Source organism: Chitinophaga costaii (genome assembly GCF_900094705.1).
Classification (GTDB): domain Bacteria; phylum Bacteroidota; class Bacteroidia; order Chitinophagales; family Chitinophagaceae; genus Chitinophaga; species Chitinophaga costaii.
The window spans coordinates 65,793-81,769 of record NZ_FMAR01000018.1 but is presented as its reverse complement, the minus strand read 5'-3'; the positions used below and the strand labels follow the sequence as shown (position 1 = coordinate 81,769).

Here is a 15,977-nt window from a genome sequence, read left to right as displayed (position 1 = left end):
GCCCATATATGCAGGCAGGGTTTTGCCGGAATGGTATTGGTTTTCCGTTTTGCGTAAAACTTTTTCCCGATCCCGATGCGATGGGCGGGGCGCTTTTTGCAGTTTTGCAGCGACTATTTTTTGCTGTAGACCGGGGAGCCGCCTTTGCTTATGCCAACGATGAGAAGGACACTATTTATTGCTTATATCTTACTGCTAATACTGGGTGTTGCTTCCAGTGCTTATGCCCAGCAGGGCGTACTGCGGGGCAAGGTAACCGATGAAAAAGGAAAACCCCTCCCCTATGTATCGGTGTTATTAATGCCGGAAGAAAGTAAAACCTATACACTGGCCGATGGCAGTTTTGCCTTAATGCTGCCGGCAGCATATCCCGCAAGCGGGCAGCCCGTACTGCGCTTCAGCTATGTGGGCAAGCGTACCATGACCCTGCCGGTGCGCTGGCCGCAAAGTGCTACCCTGCCGGTTTTTATTTTAAAAGACGATAACCTGAAACTGCCCGATGTGGAAGTAAATGGTGTGCGCAAAAAAACTGCCTCCTCTAATTCTTCTATACAGTTCGACCGCGAGGCCATTGAACAAACCCAGGCCCTGAGCCTGGCCAATGTGCTGGATTATTTGCCCGGACAGACCATCCTTAAGCCCAACGTTTCTACCCAAAGTTTACAAGCCCTTACCTTACGCACCGTAGTGCCGGCCAACACGGTGAGCGCACTCAATAACGCCTTCGGGATATCCATGCAAATAGATGGTGCCACTCTTTCCAACGATGCCAATATGCAAATCATGGGACCTGGGCGCATGGGATTTTTCGGCGGCAACAACCCTCAAAATCCTGAATCCAGTTTCCTGCCCGACCGGGGCGCGCGCAATGGTACCTTGTATAAAAGTTACGCCACGATGGCCCAGGCCAATAATGGCATAGACCTACGCAGTATACCGGCAGAAAACGTGGAGAATATTGAAGTAGTAACCGGCGTCGCTGGTGCGCGGTATGGTGATTATACCACTGGCTTAGTAATTGTAAACCGCCAGGCTGGCATTACCCCCCTGCGCATTAGCGCCCGCACCAACGAAGGCACACAAAATCTAGGCATCAACAAGGGCGTGCAGCTATCTCCAAGGATGGGGATAGTGAATATCAGCTTCGACTACCTGAATAGCCTGGACGATCCGCGTGATAAATTAAAAGGCTATCAACGGGTGGCCGCCAGCCTGTTATGGACCGTGCAAACCAAAGGCCGTTCCAGGTTTCGCAACACGCTGAGCCTAGATGTAAACACTACCCTGGATCAAACCAAACGCGATCCCGACCAGGGCGAAGAACAAATGTCGAGGTTTAACAACCGACTGTTTTCCGTGAACAACCGTGGCGAGTGGCAGGTAAAAAAAACCTGGCTCAATACCCTCTCGCTACAAGCCAATTACAGCCGGGGCAAACAAGTCTCTTACGAGCAGCGCTACCTGAACTCCACTACCGTGATCGGCATATCCGATGCCATGACCACCGGCATACACGAAGGTTATTTTGCACCGGGTTATTATTTATCGGTAAAACATATCATGGGCGAACCGGTAACAGCAGGCGGCAGGCTGGAAGCCAGCAGCAGCTTTAAACTGAAGCAGCACACCACCTACCGGTATACCCTGGGTGTAAACTTCAGTTACAGCGCTAACCGTGGCCCCGGTATATTGATAGATCCATCGCGGCCACGCTTTGCGGGGAATAATTATACCAACGACCGCATGCGCTCCTACCGCGACCTGCCTGCCCTGGCAAATGCAGGCGTGTACCTGGAAAATACTCTTAATACATTGCTGCTACAACGCCCACTCAGCCTGAATCTGGGCCTGCGTAACGACCTCCAAAATAAATACAGTACCCTGTCGCCCCGGCTAAGCATGAACTACCGGATCGCCCAAAACCTGAGCTGGAATGCTGCCTACGGCATTGCCACCAAAGCGCCTTCCTTATCGCAGGTAAGCCCAGGCAATGTGTACATAGACGTTCCCATGGTCAGCGTATACAATGGCTCTTCTACCGAAAGCCTTTACCTCGTATACACCCAAGTACAAAAACTGGAAAACCTGCCCATTAAACCTTACCGCAGTGTCACCTACGAAACAGGTTTTAACCTCGATGCAGGTCCCTTGCAGGCATCGTTATACGGATTTCACCGCGTGTCGGCTAATGGATTTTCTGCCATTAGTGAACTGGTGCCGCTAGACCTGCCCAACTATACGGTGACCCCCGTAGCCGGCGGCCATCCCACCTATACGCCAGATGGCACTACCACCCATTACGTGGCCAGCTACCAGCGTATGCAAAACGGCAGCTATGACCGTTCGGAGGGCTTGGAAATAATGCTGAGTACCCGCAAGATCCGCGCTTTACAAACGTCTTTTAACTTCACCACTGCTTACTACCTTACGTATACGAAAAGCAATTTCTCCTCCATTAAAACAGACAATCCCCGCTACGATCTTACCGCCACCTATGGGGTGTTCAGTGCTACGGCTACCAGGGCTTCTAACATTAAAAGCACTCTTACCAGCACCACCCACATCCCTGCCCTGCGCATGGCGGTGATGCTAACCGGCGAACTGTTTTGGGTGAACCGTTCGGAGCTGCTGCCTTCCAGCATATACCCGGTGGGGTATTACACCAAAGACATGCGCTACTTCGCACTTACGCCGGAACAGGCCCGCTCTGCGGAGTATGCACACCTAATACAACTGAACGAAAACAATAGCCCGGTTACCTACACCCCGTCTTTTGTATATCCAAACGTTCAATTGCGGCTCAGCAAGGAAATAGGCGATTACCTCCGTTTTTCCTTCAGCGCCTACAACGTGTTTTTCATTCGCCCGGTTAACAGAACGCTGACCGGCACCGACTACTACAACGGGCAACCTACTTACAGCGCAGAACTTATTTTCAATATCCGGTAAACATTCAACTACTATAAACATGAAACGATTCATACCCATCGCCTTGGCCCTGCTACTGGCCATTTTATTCCAGGTAGCCTGTAAAAAATCCGACCTGAAGCCATCAGTGCCACCTATTAATGTAATTGTAAAGGTGGCTTACGATAGCGCCGGCGGCAGCTATGACTTTCCGCTTACCGGCATATCGGTGGTGGTAAAAAACACCGTAACCGGCAACACCATCACCCAGCAAACAGACAACACGGGCCTGGGTATTTTTAATAGCATCAGCGCCGGCATATACGACGTGCAGGCCACCATTGCTATCCCCAGGGCTACCTATGAAAGTGTAACAGGGCTTACCTCGGATAAAGATTCCGTGGTGTTCAACGCTGCCCTGTCTAACCTTACGCTGAACGCCACGACCAACAATACCCTGTCGCTGAAACTGGCCCTGGGCAAGATAGGCGACTGGGTGATCAAACAGATTTATTACGCAGGCAGCAACACCCAGAACGGGGCTTTGTACCGCGATCAGTTTATCGAGATCTATAACAACGCTAACCAGGTGCTGTATGCCGATAGTCTTTACATAGCCCAGCTTTCCGGCAACAATACCGGCACGGCCAAGACCGACCTGACCAAAGGTTATTACCTGAGCGATGCATCGGACCCGCTGTATAAGCAATACGACTGGAGTAAATCCATTGGCATAAGCCCTGCTACGGACGGCGCCAACCGCAATTTTGTGTACACCAAAACCCTCTTCCGCATACCGGGCAATGGCACGCAATATCCCATACAGCCCGGTGCCAGCTTTGTAATAGCTGCCACTGCGCAGAACCACAAAGCGCCCTTTGTAGGGGCCGACGGCGTGGCCATCAGCGTAAAAGACCCCTCCCTTACCGTAGACCTGAGCGGGGCAGATTTTGAAGTATACTTAGGCGATGTCATTTCCAATGCGCTTAGCTCTGATGTAGATAACCTGAACGTACCTAACCTGCTGGTGAATGATGCCGGTGGCAACCGAGATCTGATCCTGGACAATCCTGGCCGCGATGCGATCGTAATCTTTAAGACAACCGCACATTTGCCCCTGCTCAGCAAAGCCGGCACCGACGTGGGGGACGCCTCCACCTATAAAAAATATCCTGATCCTTCCGTAACGACCATCTCTAATACTACCTCGGTGTTTTACCAGGTGCCCAATGCGGCGATCATCGATGCGGTGCAAATGCAAAACCCCAGTCCTTCCTCCAGCCAGCGTGTGCCACGGAAGCTGGTCAGCACCCTGGATGCCGGCGCCGCCAATGTACCCGATGGTGCTTATTCCTCCGAATCCATCATCCGCAAAACGGCCAAAACTGTGGGTACCCGCGTGATCCTGATGGATACCAACAATGCGACGAACGATTTTGATTACCTGCCCAAGGCATTGCCCGGCATATTTAAAAACTAAACAGGCCGGCGGCTGGCCGCCGGTACTTCATACGGTATGCGAACTTATTTTCTTTTACTCCTCCTGCTCACGGGCACAGCCATGCGGGCGCAAGACACAACGGTGCATGCGCAGGCGGAGCAATTTGTGCAGCAATACCGGTTTTTTAATGAAGCCGTTATTACCCAGCCGCTACGGCCTTTGGCCCGCTATGCGCAGGTAGAAGGCGGCTACCGGCAAACGGGTGGTGGGTATATGCTAGCCCAGGACGCGGCAAAACAAAACGAATACTTTTTCCAGACCGCCGGTACCCGTACTATTAAAAAATGGCTGGTGAGTGGCGCATTTTCTTATCGCAATATCCGGAAAGACAGTGTAGGCTACACCCTGCGCGATGCGCTGCAAGACCCTGCGCCTTATTATTTTTATGCGGGGAAAAAAGGCAACTGGCAAAGCATTGGCTACGACTTGCAGGGCATCCTTAGCCGCCCGTTCCTGCATGAACGCTTTACGGCTGCTGCCGGCATAGATTATCATAGTGATGATGGCTGGCGCAGTAACGATCCGCGACCGGAATATTTCACCTATCGCCTGGGGGTCAATGCCAGTCTGCTGTACAAGTTGCTGCCTGGCCACCAGCTTGGCCTGGGTGGCGGCATTATCCGCAGGAATAGTGATAGTAATATTGAGTACCGCAAAAAAGATTACCAGTACAGCTATACGCAACCGGAATACATTACCTACTTGCAAGATGGCTATGGTTATATCGAGTTAAAGAGTGGCTCCAGCACCGACGTGGCCAGCGATACCAAAGGATGGAAGTGGAATGCCGTATACGACGGGCATTTCGGCATTGGCAGCCTTACGCTGGAGGGCGGTCATAGCAGTGCCAGCAGCCGATTTTATGACAAGGGGTTGTATGTGAATGAGCAGCAGTTTGCCTACGGTTATTTTCATGAAGACGAATGGACGGGCAGCGCTTACTGGCAATACAAACAGGGGGCGCAGCAATGGAGCGCCACCCTTCATTATTCCAAACACGAAGGCAGGGATTACAACACCCTGCTGGCAGGCAATAACTACGTATATTCGTTAACGTGCCTCCGCGCACAGCCTATGTACGCCCATTACAAAAACCAGCGCCTGCAATATGAGCTGTGCCTGGATGCGGCCATGACAGACCTTTACCGGGCAGATGGGTCGGCAGGGCAAACGGCAGAATATCAATATGCAGCCGTGGGCGCACTGGCGGCCTGGTATGTGCCGGTTATTGCTGGCCACAATACCCTGAAACTGTTGCTGGGCGTACAACACCAGCTGCCGGTATCTACCACCATTACCCAGCCGGCGCAGCAGCCGGATTTTACCAAGGCAGTTATATTCCGGGATTATTATTACTACCACGCTACGGTAAATACCTGGCGGGTGGAAAGTCAATACCTTTTTTCCGTGCATACTGTGCGCGCCTTTGTAAAAGCCGGCGCATTATACCACCAGGCAGCGCTGCCCACCTTTACCGTGCCGGCATCCAGCTTACCGGGTACGGTGCGCTGGCAATGGCAATTAAGTACCGGCATAAATTTTTAAGATGAAGCAATGGCTCGTAATATTCCTGCTGCTGATCGGCATGACACTCATGATCTCTTTCACCAATAGCACCTACATTTTGCAGGGTGGCGATCCTTATACGGATAGCCTGCGTACCCTGTATGCGCAGCCCAGCCGCTACTGGCCGGTGCCGGATGTAGATGCAGGCGTGCCCTGGCAGGAACTAGATAGCCTACCAGACGCTCCCCTGAAACCACTGGCCGATTCGCTGAAGGACCTGATAGCACTGGGTAAGCTATTGTTCTTTGATCCAAGGCTGAGCAGTTCGGGGCAGATTTCCTGTGCCAGTTGCCATGCGCCAGACCTCTCCTGGGCCGATGGGCGCGAAAAGGCCGTGGGCCACGATCAGCAGGTGAACCAGCGTAACACCCCCTCGCTGGAAAACGTGTGGTATTTTAAAAAGCTGTTTTGGGATGGCCGCAGCAGCGGGCTGGAAGACCAGGTATTTGGCCCGGTGAATAATGCGAAGGAAATGCATGGAGATATGCAACTGCTGCCTTCCAAACTGAAGGCCATTAAGGGGTACCAGGTATTGTTCCGTGATGCTTTTGCTTCAGATAAGATTACCGCGCCCCGCATTGCCAAGGCCATTGCTACGTATGAACAAACCATTACCAGCCGGAAAACGCGCCTGGACCTATTTCTGGCTGGTTATAAAAATGCACTATCCGACGGGGCGGTGCGTGGCCTGCATTTGTACCGCACCAAAGCCCGCTGCATGAACTGTCACTATGGCCCCCTGATGACGGATAACGATTTTCATAATATTGGACTTACCTATTACGGAAGGCTGTACCAGGATCTTGGGCGCTATAACGTAACCGGCAGGGCCGCAGACGTGGGCAAGTTTAAAACGCCCTCCCTGCGGGATGTGATCCGCACCCGGCCCTGGATGCACAATGGCCTGTTCGACGACATTAACGGGGTAATAAACATGTACAGCGCCGGCATGCCACAACCCAAGCCCCGGCCAGACCAGCTGGGAGATACTTTGTTCCCAAAAACCGATCCTTTGATAAAACGCCTGAACTTAACGAAAGTGGAAAAAGAAGACCTGATCGAATTTTTAAACGCGGTGACCACCGTACCCTGGAAAGTACGCATACCCGCATTGCCACAATAAGAAAGCGCAGGGCGGATGCCGGGGAAAGGCGTCTGTCCTGCTTATATTTACCCTATTGTTTCAAAACGGCCTGTACGCTCGCCCAAACGAATGCGGTATACGATGGGTTTTAGCTGATCTGGTTTAGTTGGCACCAGCTCTTTTTCCGGTAGCCGGGCAGTTTCACTCAACTGGAGGTGCATCAGCCGGCTCACTAAAAATTTCATGGCATAATATCGTTCCCTTTCCTGTAATACTTCTTCATAAACGCCCCAGGCAATTACGCTGCGCCAGTTTGCCTGATCCTGCATCTCATCTACCTCGAAACATACCTGCGGATTTTTCCGCATGATATTAATCTTCATGCCCTCGTGGGCATGTGCAATAATATATTTATCATTATATGCGTAACTCACCGGCACCACATATACCCTGCTGCCATCGTAGCAGCCAATGCGGCCGGTAACATTGCGCAAGAGTACTTCCTCTATTTCCTGTTCATTTAAATTCCCTAGCATAGGCGGATTTTACTCCCTACAAATTGAATGTTTATTCCAACCCGGCGAAATGACGACCGTTTTTAAACAGCATGATGCAGGTCATAGTTGCGCTGGTATTGCGTCATTGAGTCGCCGCCGCTCCCTAGCTAATTTTGGCTAAAATTAAGTTATGAAAGCGCTAGTATATCACGGACCTGGCAATAAGGCTTGGGAAGAAAAGCCAACACCCGGCATTAACCTGCCTACGGATGCCATCGTTAAAATTTATAAGACCACCATTTGTGGCACAGATCTTCACATCCTGAAAGGCGATGTGCCGGCCGTAACGGATGGCCGCATCCTGGGACATGAAGGGGTAGGAATTATAGTAGAAACCGGCAACGGCGTTACCAATTTTAAGAAAGGGGACCACGTATTAATTTCTTGTATTACCTCCTGCGGTAAGTGCGATTATTGTAAAAAGAATATGTACTCCCACTGCGAAAACGGCGGCTGGATATTAGGCCACAAGATAGACGGTACACAGGCGGAATATGTGCGCATACCTTATGCAGACAATAGCCTGTATAAGATCCCGGCGGGCGCAGACGAGGAAGCGCTGGTAATGCTCAGTGACATATTGCCCACCGGTTTTGAATGCGGCGTATTAAACGGGCAGGTAAAACCTGGCGACGTGGTAGCCATTGTAGGCTCCGGCCCTATTGGACTGGCTGCACTGCTCACCGCGCAGTTCTATTCACCTGCAGCGATTATCATGATCGATATGGACGATAACCGACTGGCTACTGCCCTTCAATTTGGTGCTACCCAAGTGATTAATAGCAGCACCACAAATGTATTGGAATCCATAAAATCGCTGACTGCCAACCGGGGAGTAGATGTAGCGATAGAAGCCGTAGGCGTGCCCGCCACATTCGACCTTTGCACGAACATTATAGGCCCTGGCGGACATATTGCCAACATAGGCGTACACGGCAAGCCCGTAACGCTGCACCTGGAAACGCTGTGGGCGCAAAACATTACCCTCACCACCCGGCTGGTAGATACCATAACAACGCCCCTGCTGCTGAAGTCTGTATTGTCTAAAAAACTAGACCCGCAGTTACTCATTACGCACCGGTTCAATTTATCCGATATCCAGCAGGCATATGACACCTTTGGCAATGCCGCGCGGGAAAAATCATTAAAAGTTATCCTAACTGCCAACTAGGTAGTACGTATGCTGCCTAAACAGGTTGTATCTTACAGATGCAACCTGTTTTTTTTAAGTGGGAATTGAATACGGCTATTATGCAAAAAGAAGATATACCAGGGTTTGAAACCCTGCAAGCCCTGGCGCTAGACATGCGCTGGTCGGGCAGCCATGTGGCCAATGAGCTCTGGGCGCAGCTAGACCCGGAAGGCTGGGCGCAAACGCGTAATCCCTGGATCATATTACAAACCATGTCTGCCAGCCGCCTGCAGGAGCAACTTGCCCTCCCGGCGCTGCGCAACCAATTGAATGCCCTGCGATCTTTGCGGGAAGAGGCTGTTGCCGCGCCTTCCTGGTATGCGCAGCAGGCCGGCGCCCCGTTGCTGAACGGGGTGGCTTATTTCAGCATGGAGTTTATGCTCAGCGAGTCATTGCCCATTTATGTGGGCGGGTTGGGAAACGTGGCCGGCGATCAGCTAAAAGCGGCCAGCGACCTGGGTGTACCGGTTACCGGCATTGGCCTGCTTTACCAGCAAGGTTATTTCCGGCAGGTGATAGACGGTGATGGCAACCAGCAGGCCTATTATCCCTTTAACGATCCCGGCCAGCTACCCCTGCAACCTTTGCTGGGTGCCAATGGCGAATGGTTGCGCATACAAGTGCCGCTGGCACAGGCTACCCTGTGGCTGCGCACCTGGGAAGTGCAGGTAGGCCGGCTGAAGTTATATTTGCTCGATAGTAACGACCTGGCCAATCCCCCCTATTACCGTGGCATTACCAGCCAGTTGTACGGTGGCGACACCGCCCTGCGGCTGCAACAGGAAATAGCACTGGGCATAGGCGGATGGCGGTTGCTGGAAGCCTTGGGCCAGTCGCCCGCCGTATGCCACCTTAACGAAGGCCATGCTGCCTTTGCCATCCTGGAGCGGGCGGCCAGTTATATGTCCCGCTACCAGGTGCCATTTGAAACGGCCCTGTCCATCACCCGGGCGGGCAATCTTTTTACCACGCATACCGCCGTGGCCGCAGGTTTCGACCATTTTGAACCTCCCCTGCTGGCCTACTACCTGGGTGGCTATGCAGCAGAAAAACTACAACTTTCCATCCCGCAATTGCTGGCCCTGGGCCGGCAGCGCCCGGATGATGAACAGGAACGGTTTAACATGGCCTACCTGGCCATCAATGGCAGCGGTGCCGTGAACGGGGTAAGCAGGCTGCATGGCCAGGTAAGCCAGGCCTTATTTGAACCCCTGTTCTACCGCTGGCCCCCGGCGGAAATACCCGTGGGTTATGTGACCAACGGTATTCATGTACCCAGCTGGGAAAGCCTTGCCGCCAGCCGGTTCTGGGGAAATAAAGGAAATGCCTGGGTGAGCCAGCCGCAAGCCCTTGCCAGCCATGCGATGCAGGCCAGCGACGCCGCGCTCTGGCAATTACGCAACGAAGCCCGCAGCGCTCTGGTAGATTTTATCCGGCGGCAAACCGGCCATGCTAGCCTGTTTAACCCCACTGTGCTTACCATTGGGTTTGCCCGGCGTTTTGTGCCTTACAAGCGGCCAGACCTGCTGCTGCACGATCCCCAACGCCTGGTACGCCTGCTTACCAATCCTGCGCGGCCCCTGCAACTGGTGGTGGCTGGCAAGGCCCCTCCGTCCGATGAGCAAGGCAAAGCCCTCATACGCCACTGGGTGCAATTTATCCGGGATTATAAAATGGAGGCGCATGTAGTGTTTTTACAGGATTATGATATGCAACTGGCAGCACAGATGATTGGCGGTGTAGACGTGTGGTTAAATACCCCGCGCAGACCCTGGGAAGCCTGTGGTACCAGTGGCATGAAGGTGCTGGTAAATGGGGGGCTGAACCTGAGCGAGCTGGATGGCTGGTGGGCCGAAGCCTATGCGCCTGACACCGGCTGGGCCTTGGGCGATGGGTACGAACATGGCGACGATGCTGCCTGGGACGCCGCCGAAGCAGCTTCCCTCTACCAAGTGTTGGAACAGCAGGTAGTAACATCATTTTACGAACGCAATGAGGCACAGCTACCTACCCAATGGACGGCCAAAATGCGCCAGAGTATGACCACCCACACCTTCCGCTTCTCTGCTACCCGCGCGGTAAGCGAGTATACAACCAAATATTACTTACCGGCAGCGGCCCGCTACCAGGAAAGAACAAAAGATAATGCGATGGTGGGAAAAGCCATTGTACAATGGCAGGCATCCGTGAACCAAGCCTGGCCCAGCCTGGAAATCGGGGATACGGCCGTACAGGAACAATCATCCGCCGTAGGGCCTACTTTCATATTCTCCGTGCCGGTACACCTCGCCGGCCTGGATACTTCTATGGTGCAGGTAACCCTGTATGCAGCCGAAGCCGATGGTCATCCCCAGGCGCAATACAACCTGCAAGCCGGCGCGAAAATAGCCGCTGCCTCCGTGAAGGAATGTACGCTGTACACAGTAACCATACCGGCTACCAGGGCAGCCAGTGACTATACCGTGCGGATTACCCCCGCACATGTGCAGGTAGCGGTACCATTGGAGAACAGGAACATCCGCTGGCAACACTGACAACAGCCCCCCCGTGGTGTTGTCAAAACGCCCAGGATAAAGCGTACCAATACACTTTCGCCCCACCTGGTTTACCGGTGAGTGGGGCAAAATGACTGGTCATATATCCTAATAGAAAGGGAATGGCAACCAACTGATAGGGTTATAAAGCAATGCCCCTGGTCTTTTTGCCAAGTTCATTTTGCACCTCCAGGGTGAGATGATCGGTGCGGGTAGTTTCCAATTTGCCATGCCGTGCCTGGCGGAACACCTGCACCGACAAGCCAAACAATTCATAAAATTCTTTTTCCACCTGTGCCACCGGCTTATTGCCGCTTATATCCAGCCAGCCAAAGGCGTGTACAATACGGATATCATCTATAGGCGTACTGCCGGGAATGTGGTCTGATGGCAGGGAGGGTTCTCCCTCGCCATGGGGCATATGAAAGAATTCAATAGACAGGAAAGGATAAACGGCCGCAAAACGCGCCTGTATATTTTCTACCAGGTCTTCCTCGCTGATATAGATAGTTGTGCTCATGCTGGTGGATGTACCCATTTGGATAACCATCTAAAATACCCAAATCCACGCCCGCCTGCAATGACGTTGATTACAGCCCTCCTTGATCCCAGTCAACACAAACCTCCCCCACTACAATCGTCATGCGCAGCCATGATGGCCATCATAGGTCACCCTACAGGTTCCCTCTACCTTTACAAAAAACACAAACATTTCCTAATACCTCTCCATAAAATTCATAATTATTAATTATTAATTCATAATTATTAACTGCTGTTTGTATATGAAAAAGATAATCGTTGCCTTTGATGGCCTTCAGTATTCAGACAATTCCCTGCAATATGCACTCATGCTGGCAGCCAGCACCCCGGCCCACCTGGTGGGTGTATCGCTGGAAAGTATGTTGTATAATAGTTATAGCCCCTATGAAGTAGCCACGGAGCCTCCTGCCGGCAAAGCAGATACCGCACGCCTGGCACAGTTAGACCAGCAAAGCCGCAATATAGCCGTAGATTTTTTCCTGGAAGCCTGCCGTCAGGAGGGGGTGAATTGCAGTATTCACCGCGATAAATATTTTGCTTTGGACGACTTATTACGGGAAACCATCTATGCAGACCTGCTGGTAATAGACACCCAGGAAACCATGTCGCGCGAAAGGGAAAACGCTCCCACCACCTTTATCCGCCGCCTGCTGGCAGATACGCAATGCCCGGTATTTTTGGCCAATGGGGGGTATGAAGCTATCGATAAAGTAGTGTTACTATTCGACGGATCGCCCGCGGCCGTACACGCCATTAAAATGATTCACTACACCCTGCCTGGCCTGGACACCTTGCCAGTAGAAATTGTAACGGTAAATGATGCCGATGAAGGCAACCACCTGCCAGACCAGTATTTGATGAAGGAGTTTATGAAACGTCACCATCCCGGCGCGCACTACACCGTATTGCGTGGCAACGCACCCAAACAGATATTGGAACACCTGCGGGAAAATAGCGAAAATACGCTGGTGGTGATGGGGGCTTATCAACGCGGCGCCCTCTCCCGCTTCTTTCATGAAAGCCTGGCCGATGTGCTGATAAGAAATATAAGGTGTCCCTTATTCATTGCCCATAAATAAGGGTGTAAAAGCTGCGCACAAAAATGCCTGGCGTATAGACCAGGCATTTTTAATTAGTTCATCATACGTTCCAGTTTGGAACGGTCTGTTATAAAAATGCAGCCTTCGCGGATGGCGATTAATTGCTCATCCCGGAAATCGCCCAGGGTGCGGATCAGCGATTCTTTGGCTACACCGGCCACCGCCGCCAGGTTGTCACGGCTTACGTCGAGGCTAAACTGCGGATTGTCGTTAGCGTTATACTTACGCCATAATGTGAGCAGTGTATCGGCTACTTTTTTGCGCAGGGAGTTATAGGCGATGCTAAGCAACTGGGCCTCTTTTTCCATGATATTCTTGGTGAGAATACGGATAAACTTTTGCATCACCGTGGGGTTACTACCAGCCAGTTCATCAAAATCTTCGCGGGGAATGATGGCCAGTTCTGTATCGTCCATAGCCTCCGCGCTGTCTTTATAGATGCCCCCTTCCAGCAAGGGCAGGTAGCCGATAAATTCTCCATCGGTATACAGCCCGGTGATGAGTTCTTTGCCATCTTCATTGCGACGATAGGTTTTTACCTTGCCTTTCAGCACATAAAAAAGGCTGGAGGGATGATTGCCTTCACTGTACACCACCTGCTTCTTCTTGTAGCGGTTAATGTTGCGGTCTTCTTTCAGCTCCTGCAAAATATCTTTGCCCGATACAGCGGCCATCAGCGTACTAAGGCCATTAATATCCGTACTGGTTTCCTGCTTTATGCGGGCCGATTTTTTCAGTTGGCTTTCAATGGCATTCAATAGTTCCGTGGCATCAAAGGGTTTGGTAATGTAATCGTCTGCTCCCAGTTCCATGCCCCGGCGTACATCGGAACGTTCTGCCTTTGCTGTTAGGAAAATGAAGGGCATATTTTGCAGGGAATTATTTTTGTGCAGCAGGTGCAGCACGCCATAACCGTCCAGTACCGGCATGGTAATATCGCAGATCACCAAGTCTGGCCGCTGCTCCAGCGCCACTTGTACGCCGATCTTACCATTTGGGGCGGTAAAGACTTTGTAATTAGCTAATTCCAGAATTTCCGCGGTGTTTTCGCGGATGTCGTCATTGTCTTCAATGAGTAAAATAGTAGCCATAAAAAATTAAATGGTATGGTTATTTTGAAACTGAATGGTAAACTCAGCACCGCTTCCTAATTCGCTTATACAGGTTACTTGCCCGTGCAGTAGTTCGGCGTAACGGGCCACAATATGGAGTCCCAGCCCTGTGCCCTGGATATTAGACACGTTACCGCCCCGGAAAAAACGTTCGAACAGGTGTTGTTGGTCTTCTTTAGCAATGCCAATGCCGTGGTCTTTTACCAGCAGGGTAAAATATGCAGGTGTTACCGTGGTATGCACGGTGATCTCCGCACCTTCCGGTGAAAACTTGATAGCATTAGACACCAGGTTCATGACGATGTGGGTGAGTAGTGCAGGATCCAGCACCAGCATCGTTTCTCCTTCATGGTTATAATTGATGGTTTGCTTTTTTTTCTGCAGGCCATGCATTTCCGAAATCACATTACTGATATGCGCATTCACATTAAAGCGGGAAATACGCACCTGTATTTTCCCTTCTTCAATTTTACCTACCGAGAGGAAATCATTGAGGATATCAGTAAGCATGTTTACAGAAGAAATAATACGTTGCAGGTGCTTTTGGCGCTGCGGCTGCTCTTCCTGTTTTTCGTATTTGGAAATGAGGTAGGCGGAAGAAAGTACGGTACTTAGTGGGGTGCGGAACTCGTGGGAGGCGATAGATACAAAGCGGGATTTTAGCTCATTAAGTTCCTTTTCTTTCTCCAGGGCCACGCGCAGGTCGTTTTCGGCGCGTTTGCGTTCCGAAATGTCGGAGCCTATGCAGAGGTAACCGGTAATGTTACCCTCCGCATCGCGCAGGGCAGATACATTGACCGACACAGACAAGGTAGTGCCGTTTTTACGATAATACAGCCATTCATATTCATTGGGCAGATTATAGATTGCTTTGATAGTAACGGTTTCCATCCCTTCCAGAATAGGCTGGCCCAGTTCTTTGGAAAACTGGTCATTGCGGGCAGCAATTTCTGCCGGATCATGAAATACGAGGGGTGTTAAGTGGTCGATGGTTTCTGCCGCCGTGTAGCCGAGCAGCCGCTCGGCGGCTGGGTTAAATAATTTGATCAGTCCTTTCTTATCAGTAGACACTATTATAGCCTCGGCATGGTTCCAGATGCTTTCCAGGTAACCGTTTACCCGCTGTAATTCAGTGTCTTTAGTTTGTACCTCCTGCATTTGCTCACCTAACTTGGCTACCGTTTCGGTGAGCGACTGGGTGCGTTCTTCCACTTTTCTTTCCAGGTCGGCATTGAGTTGCTTCAGGGCGGCCTCCGACTGTTTGCGATAGGATATGTCGCTCACGAAAGCGATCACGAAATGACCTTCTTCGGTACCATAAGCGCCCAGGCTCACCTCCACTGGAAATTCCGACCCATCGTTACGCACGGCAAAAAGCTCCATGCTGGCGCCCATTGGCCGGCTCCGGGGGTGTTGCTGAAACTTGTCGCGATGCCCCACATGACGTTCATGAAAGCGGGCGGGAATCAGTTTCTCCACCTTCTGTCCTACCACTTCCTTATCAGTATACCCAAACTGATTGAGTAGGAATGGATTGGCTACCATGATTTGACCTTGGTCATTGGTAACAATAATACCAATTGTTGCGTGGTTAAATAACACGTCAAAATTAGATTTATGGTGCTGACTCGAATCTCCCATAAGCTTTTAGATGCAGTAAAGAACGGTTAACCAATCTTGGAGGTACTTCACCGACCTATAAAGCTATAACATCCTATTGACATGTCCTATACTAACATGTCCACATTTTCCCAAAAATACCAGGGCATATGGCCGGGCGCATTGACCGGCATCAGGCTTATGAATGATATTGGTCATCGCCCGGAACCAACACTGCTTGTAATTTTGTTTATCCTAAAAAAGACCGGGTACTATGCCATCCGG

General features: G+C 51.4%; 11 protein-coding genes. 7 read left to right on the top strand and 4 right to left on the bottom strand.

What is annotated here, in order from left to right; translation table 11 throughout:
• The first annotated feature begins 159 nt into the window (after positions 1-159).
• From GA0116948_RS19080 to GA0116948_RS19065, 4 genes are read left to right on the top strand one after another with little or no spacing between them, the layout of a single operon-like run.
• Positions 160-2,949 carry a TonB-dependent receptor gene (locus tag GA0116948_RS19080; protein WP_165798514.1) on the top strand — a complete coding sequence of 930 codons (2,790 nt, stop codon included), beginning with the start codon at positions 160-162 and terminating at the stop codon, positions 2,947-2,949.
• Positions 2,950-2,968: 19 nt separating this feature from the next.
• The gene (locus GA0116948_RS19075) at positions 2,969-4,387 is read left to right on the top strand and encodes a DUF4876 domain-containing protein (RefSeq protein ID WP_089715188.1); all 1,419 of its coding nucleotides are present in this window, start codon (positions 2,969-2,971) and stop codon (positions 4,385-4,387) included.
• A 36-nt stretch (positions 4,388-4,423) separates the two neighbouring features.
• A complete protein-coding gene (locus GA0116948_RS19070) occupies positions 4,424-5,953 on the top strand; it encodes a DUF6850 family outer membrane beta-barrel protein (protein WP_123891843.1) in 1,530 nt (509 codons plus the stop codon).
• A 1-nt stretch (position 5,954) separates the two neighbouring features.
• Complete coding sequence (locus GA0116948_RS19065) at positions 5,955-7,097, top strand: cytochrome-c peroxidase (RefSeq protein ID WP_089715185.1); 1,143 nt, start codon at positions 5,955-5,957, stop codon at positions 7,095-7,097.
• Between the two features lie 47 nt (positions 7,098-7,144).
• Here the strand turns inward: GA0116948_RS19065 and GA0116948_RS19060 are convergent, their stop codons facing one another.
• Positions 7,145-7,594 carry a pyridoxamine 5'-phosphate oxidase family protein gene (locus tag GA0116948_RS19060; RefSeq protein ID WP_089715183.1) on the bottom strand — a complete coding sequence of 150 codons (450 nt, stop codon included), beginning with the start codon at positions 7,592-7,594 and terminating at the stop codon, positions 7,145-7,147.
• A 151-nt stretch (positions 7,595-7,745) separates the two neighbouring features.
• On the opposite strand from GA0116948_RS19060, the gene GA0116948_RS19055 reads away from it, so the two are divergent.
• Complete coding sequence (locus GA0116948_RS19055; protein WP_089715181.1) at positions 7,746-8,786, top strand: zinc-dependent alcohol dehydrogenase family protein; 1,041 nt, start codon at positions 7,746-7,748, stop codon at positions 8,784-8,786.
• Positions 8,787-8,866: 80 nt separating this feature from the next.
• Positions 8,867-11,341 (top strand): alpha-glucan family phosphorylase, encoded by a 2,475-nt coding sequence (glgP, locus tag GA0116948_RS19050; RefSeq protein WP_089715252.1) that lies wholly within the window; start codon positions 8,867-8,869, stop codon positions 11,339-11,341.
• 142 nt (positions 11,342-11,483) lie between these two features.
• On the opposite strand, the gene GA0116948_RS19045 is transcribed toward glgP, so the two are convergent.
• The gene (locus GA0116948_RS19045; protein WP_123891842.1) at positions 11,484-11,861 is read right to left on the bottom strand and encodes a hypothetical protein; all 378 of its coding nucleotides are present in this window, start codon (positions 11,859-11,861) and stop codon (positions 11,484-11,486) included.
• Between the two features lie 262 nt (positions 11,862-12,123).
• Here GA0116948_RS19045 and GA0116948_RS19040 point away from each other — a divergent pair, with 262 nt between their 5' ends.
• Positions 12,124-12,960 (top strand): universal stress protein, encoded by an 837-nt coding sequence (locus GA0116948_RS19040; protein WP_089715177.1) that lies wholly within the window; start codon positions 12,124-12,126, stop codon positions 12,958-12,960.
• 53 nt (positions 12,961-13,013) lie between these two features.
• On the opposite strand, the gene GA0116948_RS19035 is transcribed toward GA0116948_RS19040, so the two are convergent.
• Together GA0116948_RS19035 and GA0116948_RS19030 are read right to left on the bottom strand one after the other, a co-directional pair.
• Complete coding sequence (locus tag GA0116948_RS19035; protein ID WP_089715174.1) at positions 13,014-14,072, bottom strand: response regulator; 1,059 nt, start codon at positions 14,070-14,072, stop codon at positions 13,014-13,016.
• Between the two features lie 6 nt (positions 14,073-14,078).
• Entirely contained in the window at positions 14,079-15,734 is a 1,656-nt protein-coding gene (locus tag GA0116948_RS19030) for a sensor histidine kinase (protein ID WP_089715171.1), read from the bottom strand.
• Positions 15,735-15,977 lie beyond the last annotated feature (243 nt).

Coding starts and splice junctions, on each gene's coding strand:
- GA0116948_RS19080 (WP_165798514.1), top strand. CDS start 160: ATGAGAAGGACACTATTTATTGCTTATATCTTACTGCTAATACTGGGT.
- GA0116948_RS19075 (WP_089715188.1), top strand. CDS start 2,969: ATGAAACGATTCATACCCATCGCCTTGGCCCTGCTACTGGCCATTTTA.
- GA0116948_RS19070 (WP_123891843.1), top strand. CDS start 4,424: ATGCGAACTTATTTTCTTTTACTCCTCCTGCTCACGGGCACAGCCATG.
- GA0116948_RS19065 (WP_089715185.1), top strand. CDS start 5,955: ATGAAGCAATGGCTCGTAATATTCCTGCTGCTGATCGGCATGACACTC.
- GA0116948_RS19060 (WP_089715183.1), bottom strand. CDS start 7,594: ATGCTAGGGAATTTAAATGAACAGGAAATAGAGGAAGTACTCTTGCGC.
- GA0116948_RS19055 (WP_089715181.1), top strand. CDS start 7,746: ATGAAAGCGCTAGTATATCACGGACCTGGCAATAAGGCTTGGGAAGAA.
- glgP (WP_089715252.1), top strand. CDS start 8,867: ATGCAAAAAGAAGATATACCAGGGTTTGAAACCCTGCAAGCCCTGGCG.
- GA0116948_RS19045 (WP_123891842.1), bottom strand. CDS start 11,861: ATGAGCACAACTATCTATATCAGCGAGGAAGACCTGGTAGAAAATATA.
- GA0116948_RS19040 (WP_089715177.1), top strand. CDS start 12,124: ATGAAAAAGATAATCGTTGCCTTTGATGGCCTTCAGTATTCAGACAAT.
- GA0116948_RS19035 (WP_089715174.1), bottom strand. CDS start 14,072: ATGGCTACTATTTTACTCATTGAAGACAATGACGACATCCGCGAAAAC.
- GA0116948_RS19030 (WP_089715171.1), bottom strand. CDS start 15,734: ATGGGAGATTCGAGTCAGCACCATAAATCTAATTTTGACGTGTTATTT.